Raw genomic sequence first — 10317 nt, forward strand, 5'->3', positions numbered from 1 at the left:
CTCCACAGCGAGAAGGGCCGTCGCCGCCTTCCCGGCCGGATTGACCGGGCTGTCACTAGAAGCTTAGCCGCCAGTCATCGATTACTCATGCTTCCGGTTCTATCGTCGCGGCGTTGCGCAGGAGGGCGAGCTGCATCGCGGTCTCGTTCAGCTGCAGGGTGGTTTCGTCCAGCCTTTCCCGTAGTTGCTGCTCCTGCTGTTGCTGCGTATCCATGGCTGCATTCAGCCGGGCGACCTCTGCCTGCAGATGCTGTGTGCGTTCTTCCAGCGCGGCCGTCGCGCCATTGGCCTGGGCGAGGGTGCTACGCAACTCGTCGATGAGCCGCTCCTGCTGCTCCAGTTGCCCGGTGTGGATGCGCTGTTCCTTGAGCATCTGCCGTGCTTCGGCGAGCAGGCGCTCGTTGTCACGATGCAGGCGGGTCAGTTCGTCCTGCTTGACGATCTGCGCCTGCTGCAACTGGCGGAGCTCCACCTGCAACTGCTGGATCTGCGTCTCGTGCCGGCGCTGTTCCTGCTCGCGCTGCTCCTTACTGGCCTGGCGGTAATGCTCCAGCGCATCGCGGGCATGGCGATGCTTGTCTTCCAGCGAGCGCACCTGCTCGTCGCGGTCCGCCAGGCGGGTCTGCAGATCATGGTCGGCCTGGCGCAGGCGGGCGATTTCCACGGCGGCTTCCTGTGCTTGCCGTTGCGCCTGTTCCAACTCCTGGCGGGTTTCCTGCAACTGGCCAGACAGTTCCGTGCGTTCGCTTTCCAACTGCTGGATGCGGCTGTCCGCCTGGTTCAGGCGGGCCAGGTAATCCAGCCGTTCCCGCGCCAGTTGTTCGCGGTCCTGCGCGACCGAAGCCTGTGCTTCCTCCTGCAGTTGCGCTGCCAGTTCTTCCACCAGGGACGCCAGATGCTCGCTCAGCGTGGCGGGTGAGGGCGGCGCGGCGCTCGTTTCGCTTTCCAGCTCTTTCAGATAGCGGTGGATGGTGCTTTTCGAGCCGGTATTGCCCAGCTCCACCCGCACAGCATCGATGCTTGGATGTTCGCCACGGGCGAGCAGGGTCTGCCGGGCTTTCTGCACCACCGCCTTGTTTATCCCGCCTCGCGCCATGCCATCACTCCTACGATTTTGTACTGTATTACATACCATGTATGAACATATTACGTTACGGCTAGTATCAGCGCTAGACGACGAATAAAATGAAAATGGATAATGACGAATTATCAAATATCATGACGTGAAAGCGCGGTTTGTACGCGTCCAGCGGTACGAAAAGAGGAAAGGCAGGTGAGCGAAGAAATCGAGCGGTACCTGCGGGCCGGTACGCGGGAGAACACCCGGCGCAGCTATCGCGCGGCCATCGAGCATTTCGAAGTGAGCTGGGGCGGCTTCCTGCCGGCCACCAGCGATGCCATCGTGCGCTATCTGGTGGATCACGCCGGCAAGCTGTCGCAGAACACGCTGCGCCTGCGTCTTGCCGCACTGGCGCAGTGGCATGTCAGCCAGGGCTTCCCCGATCCGACCAAGACGCCGGTGGTGCGCCAGGTGCTCAAGGGCATCCGCACCCTGCATCCTCAGCAGGAAAAGCAGGCCGAGCCGCTGCAACTGCGCGAACTGGAACGCTGTGTCGCCTGGCTGGAGCGGCAGTCGCAGGAGGCGCGGGAGTCTGGAGACTATGGCCTTCTGCTGCGCTGCCAGCGTGATCGGGCGCTGCTGTTGATGGGCTTCTGGCGTGCTTTCCGCAGCGACGAGCTATGTCGCCTGCAGGTGGAACACATCCAGGCGCAGGCCGGGGAGGGCATGCGCATCTTCCTGCCGCGCAGCAAGGCGGATCGCGACAGCCTCGGCGTGACCCACTCGGCTCCGGCGCTGGCGCGCCTGTGCCCAGTGCAGGCTTATCTCGACTGGATCACCACGGCGGGCATCGCCTATGGGCCAGTGTTTCGCGGCATCGACCGCTGGGGGCGGCTGGCGGAAAGCGCGCTGCATCCGAACAGCCTGATTCCACTGCTGCGCGGAATCCTGAGCGGCGCGGGATTGCCGGCGGAACTCTACAGCAGCCACTCCCTGCGCCGCGGCTTCGCCACCTGGGCGACCCGCAGCGGCTGGGACCAGAAGTCGCTGATGAGCTACGTCGGCTGGAAGGACGGCAAGTCGGCGCTGCGCTATGTGGAGGCGGGGACGTTTTTCCCGGGAGGGTTCCGGCAGTTGCCTGCGGAATGAATATGCGAGCTCTCGCAGGTTGGCGCTGAGCGGAGCCCAACATTTGTCGGGCGGTCACACCGTTGGGCTTCGCAAGCTCAGCGCCAACGTTTGTAACCAACCTACGCGAAACTGTCGGGAGGACGTGCTCCGTAGGATGGGTTGAGCGAAGCGATACCCATGCTGGGGTGCCAGAGACCGATGGGTATCGCTCTGCTCAACCCATCCTACGCAGTCCAGCGCCAACTTGGCTTCAGCCCAGCAGCCATCCCGCCACGGCGCTGCCCAGCACCACCAGCCAGGGCGGCAGCTTCCAGAACATCAGGGCGACCAGTGCCGCCAGTGCCAGTCCGAAGTCCTGCGGTCGATGAATCGCGCTGGTCCACACCGGCTGATAGAGCGCGGCCAGCAGCAGGCCCACTACCGCCGCATTGACCCCGGCCAGCGCGGCCTGCGTACGAACGTTGCGGCGCAGGCTTTCCCAGAATGGCAGGGCGCCGACCACCAGCAGGAAGGATGGTGCGAACACTGCCACCAGACAGACCAGCCCGCCCAGCCAGCCTGACGGTTGGTCGTTCATGGAGGCGCCGAGGAAGGCGGCGAAGCTGAACAGCGGCCCGGGTATCGCCTGTGCCGCACCGTATCCGGCGAGGAATGCTTCGTTGTCTACCCAGCCCCGGCCCACCACCTCGGCCTGCAGCAGCGGCAACACCACATGCCCGCCGCCGAACACCAGCGAGCCGGTGCGATAGAAGGCATCGACCAGGTCGATGGCCTGACCCGGAACGAGCCTGGCCAGGAGCGGCAGGCCCATCAGAAGGGAGAAGAACAGCGCCAGCCAGATCACCCCGGTGCGATGCCTGACGCTGATCGGCAGCGGATCGTGGGGCTCCACCTGGCGCGGCTTGAACAGCCGCAGGCCAGCGAAAGCTCCGGCAGCGATGACGCCGACCTGCCCCCATGTCGTCGGCACCAGCAGCACCAGGCAGGCCGCGATCAGCATGATGGTTATGCGTGGGGCATCCGGGCATAGGTTGCGCGCCATGCCCCAGACCGCCTGAACGACCACCGCGACCGCCACTACCTTGAGTCCGTGCAGCACGCCGGGCGGCATGGCGTCGCCAAAGTTTGCGATCCCCATCGCAAACAGGATCAGAGCGATCGCCGAGGGCAGAGTGAATCCGACCCAGGCAGCCAGCGCACCGGTATAGCCCGCGCGAGACAGGCCCAGCGCCATGCCGACCTGGCTGCTCGCCGGCCCCGGCAGGAACTGGCATAGCGCGACCAGGTCCGCATAGCTGCGCTCGCTGAGCCAGCGTCGGCGGCTCACGAATTCATCGCGGAAGTAGCCCAGATGCGCAACCGGCCCGCCGAACGAGGTCAGGCCGAGCCGGAGGAATATCAGGAAAACCAACCAGGCGTTGCGATCCGTCTTGTCTGGCAGGGACATTCGAATTTCCTAATCAGGTATGTCTATGTTCACTCGCCAAGCGGGCATGCCTGAACAGGGCCGTGAGGCCGTTGGCTGAGTTCTGCATTCTGGCTGATCCTCCGAATGAAGTGTTCGCTATAGCCCTGCATCGATGCAACATCCAATGGATGTGGATGGTCTCCTGATAAATATTTCACAGTGTTCCTGCTAACAAATAGATTTGAACCTGTTTTCTCTCCGTTGAACTTTTGCTGCGACTCTGCTGTAAGTCGATTTTATGGCTCTTATATTGTTTCAAAAGTAGGCTCGCTCATGCCTTTCGCAGAGGGAAGGCCATTGGAGGAGTGAGGCGCGGGCTGGTTAGTGGGAGAACTCCTAGGGACACTCGCTCAGTTTTCACTGTTCTCGCGATAAGGGAATTCTGGAAGCTTGGCAAGTCTGGACTCAGGTCAATGGAAGGGTCGATCGAAAGCCCGGAGTGTGACGCGTTTGGCAAGGAGAATGGCTATTTCGATGTCGGAAATCGATTACATTCCTTGTCGCGTCTGTAGGAATCGTAAGTCAGTTGTGTAGGAAAACGCTTAGGGGCCATAAACGCGCACCTTCCTGTCTCGACAAGAAAGCTTTGGAGGATATCTTCAGTTCAATCGGTTGGCTAAATGACTGGAGATGTGCTGTGAGCAGGATTCTTATTGTTGATGATCACCCTGTTGTCTGCATGGCGGTCACCGCCATGCTGGAAAAGGAAGGGCACACAATTGTTGGCACTGCGGACAATGGTGTTGATGCTTTATATATGACGAAGGAATTGCTTCCTGATCTGGTTATTCTGGATATAGGAATTCCAAAACTTCAGGGCCTGGAGGTTATAAGTCGTATGACTCAAGCAGAGTTGCCAGTCAGGGTGCTGGTTCTCAGTAGCCTGGAGCCATCGTTGTTTGCCATGCGTAGTCTGGAGGCGGGTGCGGCAGGATTCATCAGCAAACAAAGTGGGCTTGCAGATTTGATGGGCGCTGTTAATGCAATCTTATCTGGATATGACTGTTTCCCAGTTATAAATGGGCGGTCACTTTGTAAGCGAGAAGACGATGATATTCTGCAAAGCCTTTCTGATAAGGAAATCATCGTGCTCCAGTACCTGGCGTCGGGATTCGCAAGTAAGGAAATAGCAGAGCAAATGCTCATAAGTATAAAGACGGTGAGTACCTATAAAACCCGACTGCTAAAGAAGCTTCGGATGAAGTCTCTTGTAGATATAGTTGATTTTGCAAAACGTAACGCAGTAGTTTGAGACTGAATAAGAAATGTTAGCTGGCTCAGTTTCTAGCTGAAACTTTTTCAGTGATCTCCAGATGTTAAGCCGTGGTTATCCTAAGGAAGTCATCGAGATACTGGCAACGTTTCGATGCATTGGTCGATGCAGAATCAAATAGTGAGGCGGACTCGACATGCTGTCGTGGTCAGATGGTATGGAAACGTAGTGGAGGGCTACTGAGATGGGGAACGGCCTGTTCAAGCCAGTCGGGCGTGAAGGTATTCGAGAATGCCATGGGCATGTTCCACCAATGGCGCCTGCAGGGGGCAGTGCGGGTGCCTTCGACATTCATGCCCTCGAAAATATAGCCGGCAACAATCCTGAGCTGATGCAACGCCTGATAGAGCAGATTTGCTCCAGCAACCGTGATGATGCCAATCAAATCGAATCCTTGCTGGCTCAGGGTAACCGGAAAGGCCTCATGTGCCTTGCCCATCGCATCAAGGGCTCCGCAAGGTTGATAGGTGCGCTGCCGGTACAGGAAGGCTGCTCCTTGCTCGAACAAGGCTGTGAGGGCGGCATGGAGGCTCACGAGCTCCGGCGGGTCGTTCAGGCGCTACTTCAAGCCTTGGATACTTTGCAGATACAACTAAAGTCAATCATGGAAAGCCTAGCGTCGCTTCCAGCAGCTGAGGGCCATTGCGGGAAATAGCTGAGTTGCTTTCCTGATCCGACGGCCCGGCTGCGCACGCATCTGGATATCAGGGAGTGGCAGATGAAAACCGTGATGATCGTGGACGAGCAGCCTGTCACCCGACACGCGCTCCGGCTGCTGATGGAAGCAGAAGGCCTTGTCGTAGTCGCGGAGACTGGCAATGGCACCGAAGCGCTAGCCTTGGCGCGCCAGCATTCACCAAATCTGTTGATCCTGGAGCTATCGGTCTCAGGTCTTGGGGGGTTGGAAATAATCCGTCGTCTGACGAAGTCGAACCCTGACGTGAAAGTGCTGGTATTGACTGCCCAGAACCCTGGTTATTTTGCCATGCGTTGCAAGGAGGCTGGCGCCATGGGCTTCGTCAGCAAGCAGCAGGATCTCCGCCAGGTAAACCTTGCCGTCAAGGCCCTGCTGCATGGGAACACGTACTTCCCCCACGACATTGGGCATGTGCAAGGTTCCGCTTTTGGCAACGACCGAATCGACGGGGAGTTGAAGAAACTCTCCGATCGCGAGCTCACTGTTCTGCAGATGCTGGCAAAGGGAATGAGCAACTCCGTAATCAGTGAGCGCCTTCTTCTTAGCGAAAAGACGATCAGCACCTACAAAAGCCGCATGATGCAGAAGCTGCATGCGAACTCATTCCTGGAGCTTATCGATACCGCTCGGCATGCCGGACTGGTGACGGACGTCGAATCGACAGAGGCAGGCGCCACGCCTCCTGGCCTGGACGAGGCAAGGCAGCATGAATTGGATCTGCTGCGCGAAGCGATCGATACCATGCCCACCACCATATCCGTCTGGGACCTCGATGGGCGCATGATCATGTGCAACAAGCAATACCTCGAAACCTTTGGCGTTGAGCCAGAGGCGGTGATAGGGCGATTCATCTACGAAACCAATTTCACCGTCGGCGAAGACACCCATTGGATTCATGAGCGCCTGGTCGCCTCGATCAGACAGGGGAAGGCCTATACAACCGACATCGTCCTGAGCATCAAGGGGCAGCAGCGGATTCTTCGCCATTGGGGGAGGCCCTATCGCGATACCCGGGGGAGTCTGATTGGCCTGATTTGCGGAAGCACCGATATCACTGACCGCAGCACAACGCTCATCGATCTGGAGGAGTCCAACCTGCAGCTGGAAATGGCCAATCGGGAGAAAGTGAGCTTCATCTCTTCTGTCACCACGGAAATGTGCGGGCCGCTCATCACCGTCACCGCCATGCTGGATCTGGCCCAGCAACAGGTCGACTCGATGAGGCAGCGCGAGGCGATAGCTGTTGCCAAAGGAGCAGCGCAGAGCCTGCAGACACTTTTCGATGACTTCCAGAGCTTCCTGCGTCTGGAGGAGGGCAACCATTCGCTGCGGCCGGAGCCCCTGAATTTGGATCTGCTGCTACGCCAGATAATGAACGGCTACCGCTCTGTCGCTCAGGAGAGAGGGTTACAGCTTGGCCTCGACACCACCGCCGCACAGCAGCCTGATGTGTGGATCGACCCGGGCGCGTTTTGCCGTGTGGTCGATAGCCTGGTGAGCAACGCCGTGAAGTTCACCGATCAGGGCAGGGTAGATGTGACCCTTGGAACCGAAGGTCGGGGAAGTGGCCTGGTCGCGGTGACGCTGACCGTGAAAGACAGCGGGATAGGAATTCCGCTTACCGACCAGCACCGTATGTTCGAAATGTTCGTGCAAGGTACGGATGACCAGCAAATTCGCCGTCGCGGGAGCGGAGCGGGGTTGGCGCTGTGCAAACGACTTGTGGACCTCATGAATGGTTCACTGGAGCTGGAAAGCCAGCCGGGGCAGGGCACCCGCGTTACCGTAAAAGTGATGCTGCCTGCAATACGATAGGCCGTGCGTTGCGCCGGAGAATACCCGGCTAGTGGGCTCGCTTGGCAGACAAGCATGATTTTCGTTTTCGACCGTCAGCGAGATATTTTGATAGGTAGAGCGTTTTCCTACAATCTTGTAAGTTGATTCGTATATAGCTTCATGTTTCACACGCCTAAAGTAACGGTATCGCTCATTTCGATACCAGCATTCAGATGCCGTCTCTTTCGTGCAAGGTAATGGTCCTGTGCTCCAACCCAGGCCGCTTGATTGAGTACAGCGTTCTGTTGAATCGTCTGCAGCTTTTCAAGCTGAATCTATGCACTGATTTTGATGAGCTGCAGAAGGCGCTTGTAAAACAAAACCATTATGAACTTTTCATTCATGCCGATTTCACCCCTGAGGCTGACACGCTCTCCAGGTTGCAATCGATGAATAGGGAAAACTCATTTGGCCAGTTGGTATTGATTGGCAAAACAACAGATCTGGAAAAAGAGCAACTCTATCAGTGGGCCTGGGATAACAGGATTCCATTGCTGCGCGTGCTGAATCACCCCGTCACTTTCGCCAAATTTCGCGAGCTGATCGATAGTCTGGTGTTCTACCGGGTCAAGGATCTGGATGTTTTGAGCCTTGCCAGGAATTCCATGACGCCAATAAATTCCTTCCCCGAGTTCTGTCGGAATATCAGTAAGGCGTGATGCCTGTATCCTCCAGGCTCCGGTTGCTGGGATTTTGTAAAGAAAAATTCCTCGGTCAGGCGTACCTCTTTTGTGTTATTTGCGATTGCTCTTTAGCATTATGTTTCGTATTCCTAGTGAGTGATGTGAGAATTGCTCATAAGAATTCGATAAGTCTGAAGGGTGTTTCATAAGGCGTTTTCCTACACACTCCGAAGGAAGCCCTGACAGAGTAAAAGCAAAGAGACCCGTATCCTGCAAGCGCACTAACCAACCATGTGTTTTCAGTATGAACGCTTCCTCCAAGTCTCATTTCTCTTTCCGGAACTATGGACGAGTATTTGGAAAAGGATTTCCACCTATTCCCCCTCGGTCAAAAGTACGTGCGCCATTGCTGCGCGCCACTTTTGATGTGTTGCGCAGCGCTGTATTCAGTACATTCGTCGTTGCTGTGTTAATAAACAGCGCTAGTGCTGCAGGGTCGCTCGACGCCGAGCAGTCGCACCAGGTCCTGCTGAGCAGGCTTCCACTGGGTCAGGTCGTTTCCAGCAATGCTGGCGAAACTGATCGGAAGACCCTCCTGGCTATCTACAAGCAGGCCGTTGCCGATGACGCTGCCGGTCGCCATGAGCAGGCACGCAAATGGTATGACGCGCTCCAGGGCACTCAGCTCAACACTGATAGTGCCGTGCCGTCAGCGGTCAATCTGGCCGTGCTCGGTCGTTTCGCCGACGCCCGCAAGGCTTTCGACGCCATTGCCAGCAGCGGCGGCAACCCGCGTGATGTCGGCTACGCACAACTCTGGCAACTCTGGCTGACCGCACGCGATGGCGGTGAGCCTGCGGCACTCGAACGCACGCTGGCCAACGCCAGTGCCAAGGTGGAGGCCGCCAATCCCCAACAACAAGCCCTGGCTGACCTGTATGCCGGCAAGGGCAGTGTGGAGGCGGTATACGCCGCCATCGATGCGATGTCCGTCACCGATGAGCTGTTCCGGCGCGATGCCCGCGCCGAGGCGGCGTTCTTCGCTGGCGGTTACCTGCAGTACGTCCGTCAGGACAAACCCTCCGCTCTGCGCTTGTACCAACGCGAGCTACCGCAATCCAGCGTCTCGGTCGAACGACCGCTCCTCGAGCAGGTTATCGCCGCGCTGCAAACCGTTTCCCGTTAATCACCTCTTGGACAATTAAGCAGCCGGCTCCTCACGAGCCGGCAAGGGAGTGGCTATGAATAAAGTTTATCGTCTGGTCTGGAATGCGGCCCTGAATGCCTGGGTGGTGGCTTGTGAATTCGCCACTGCCAAGGGCAAGGGCAAGAATGGCAGCCGTCGCTTGGCAATTCGTGCTGGCGCCTCTGGCAGTGTTTTGGCTGCGGCCTTCCTGGCTGGGCCGGCATCAGCTTATGTTGCGGGGGGAGGTAGTTCGCCTGATGTTAATGCGGTAGCTATTGGGACATACGCTTCGGCAGGTGACGCCCTCGTGGTTTATGGCGTAGGTGGCTCTGGCAATACCAGTATTAACGGACAGGCTGTACAAAGCGTCGCAATTGGGGCGGTGGCGGGTGCAGCAAACGCGGGGGTTGCGTTAGGTTCTTATGCAACAGCAACGGTTCAATTGGGGACGGCCATAGGTTCGTATGCCATAGCCGGTCAGGGGAGCACGGCTGTTGGTGCGGCGGCGTATGCACAGGGAGTCAACTCTGTCGCGATTGGGTTGTCCTCACGAACTTATAAAGTTGGTGATGTTGCACTCGGCATGGCAGCAGAAGCAGGGAGTAGCAGCGATAGCGGGTATAATTTTGCCGGTGGCGCCGGTGCGAAGGCCGTGGGGGGGAACGCACTCGCGTTAGGTGTAAGTGCGAATGCCTCGAAGACTGACTCGGTGGCACTGGGTAGCTATACAACTACGGCGGCAGCGGTCACCACGGCAACCGGTACGGTAGCGGGCACCAGCTACAACTATGCTGGCGGCACACCGATCGCCACGGTGAGCGTCGGCAACGGCACTGCCAACCGTACCATCACCAACGTGGCCGCCGGCCGCGTCAGCGGCACTAGCACCGATGCCATCAACGGTTCGCAGCTGTATGCGACCAACCAGGAAGTTGGCAAGCTCGACACCCGTATCGACGACATCGACAACGGCGCGGGCATCAAGTACTTCCACGCCAAGTCCACCCTGGCCGACTCTTCGGCCACCGGCACCGATTCGATCG

Annotated in this window: 9 protein-coding genes; 7 read left to right on the forward strand and 2 right to left on the reverse strand. The window is 58.0% G+C overall.

Features of this window, described 5'->3' with window-relative positions; translation table 11 throughout:
• Positions 1-85: 85 nt before the first annotated feature.
• A complete protein-coding gene (locus JFY56_RS23130; protein WP_208316619.1) occupies positions 86-1096 on the reverse strand; it encodes a DNA-binding protein in 1011 nt (336 codons plus the stop codon).
• A 177-nt stretch (positions 1097-1273) separates the two neighbouring features.
• Between JFY56_RS23130 and JFY56_RS24645 the strand changes: the two genes are divergently transcribed.
• Positions 1274-2209 (forward strand): site-specific integrase, encoded by a 936-nt coding sequence (locus JFY56_RS24645; protein ID WP_208316620.1) that lies wholly within the window; start codon positions 1274-1276, stop codon positions 2207-2209.
• Between the two features lie 232 nt (positions 2210-2441).
• Here JFY56_RS24645 and chrA read toward each other — a convergent pair whose 3' ends face one another.
• Positions 2442-3638, reverse strand: coding sequence for a chromate efflux transporter (gene chrA, locus JFY56_RS23140; RefSeq protein WP_208316621.1), 1197 nt, complete (start codon positions 3636-3638; stop codon positions 2442-2444).
• A 658-nt stretch (positions 3639-4296) separates the two neighbouring features.
• Here chrA and JFY56_RS23145 point away from each other — a divergent pair.
• From JFY56_RS23145 to JFY56_RS23170, 6 genes are all read left to right on the forward strand, one after another.
• The gene (locus JFY56_RS23145) at positions 4297-4911 is read left to right on the forward strand and encodes a response regulator (RefSeq protein ID WP_208316622.1); all 615 of its coding nucleotides are present in this window, start codon (positions 4297-4299) and stop codon (positions 4909-4911) included.
• Between the two features lie 352 nt (positions 4912-5263).
• A complete protein-coding gene (locus tag JFY56_RS24770; RefSeq protein WP_408004457.1) occupies positions 5264-5587 on the forward strand; it encodes an Hpt domain-containing protein in 324 nt (107 codons plus the stop codon).
• A gap of 63 nt (positions 5588-5650) precedes the next feature.
• Positions 5651-7444, forward strand: a complete 1794-nt coding sequence (locus JFY56_RS23155) for an ATP-binding protein (RefSeq protein WP_208316624.1) — start codon at positions 5651-5653, stop codon at positions 7442-7444.
• Positions 7445-7638: 194 nt separating this feature from the next.
• The gene (locus tag JFY56_RS23160) at positions 7639-8124 is read left to right on the forward strand and encodes a hypothetical protein (protein ID WP_208316625.1); all 486 of its coding nucleotides are present in this window, start codon (positions 7639-7641) and stop codon (positions 8122-8124) included.
• A 370-nt stretch (positions 8125-8494) separates the two neighbouring features.
• Positions 8495-9274, forward strand: coding sequence for a hypothetical protein (locus tag JFY56_RS23165; RefSeq protein ID WP_208316626.1), 780 nt, complete (start codon positions 8495-8497; stop codon positions 9272-9274).
• Between the two features lie 55 nt (positions 9275-9329).
• Positions 9330-10317 (forward strand): ESPR domain-containing protein (locus tag JFY56_RS23170; protein ID WP_268968897.1); only part of this gene is annotated, 988 nt, incomplete at its 3' end.

It is taken from the genome of Pseudomonas schmalbachii, assembly GCF_017589465.1.
GTDB classification, from domain to species: Bacteria; Pseudomonadota; Gammaproteobacteria; order Pseudomonadales; family Pseudomonadaceae; genus Pseudomonas; species Pseudomonas schmalbachii.

What these genes read in the sequence shown, in the direction of transcription:
- JFY56_RS23130 (WP_208316619.1), bottom strand. Translation starts at nt 1,096, where the DNA reads ATGGCGCGAGGCGGGATAAACAAGGCGGTGGTGCAGAAAGCCCGGCAG.
- chrA (WP_208316621.1), bottom strand. Translation starts at nt 3,638, where the DNA reads ATGTCCCTGCCAGACAAGACGGATCGCAACGCCTGGTTGGTTTTCCTG.
- JFY56_RS24770 (WP_408004457.1), top strand. Translation starts at nt 5,264, where the DNA reads ATGCAACGCCTGATAGAGCAGATTTGCTCCAGCAACCGTGATGATGCC.
- JFY56_RS23155 (WP_208316624.1), top strand. Translation starts at nt 5,651, where the DNA reads ATGAAAACCGTGATGATCGTGGACGAGCAGCCTGTCACCCGACACGCG.
- JFY56_RS23160 (WP_208316625.1), top strand. Translation starts at nt 7,639, where the DNA reads ATGCCGTCTCTTTCGTGCAAGGTAATGGTCCTGTGCTCCAACCCAGGC.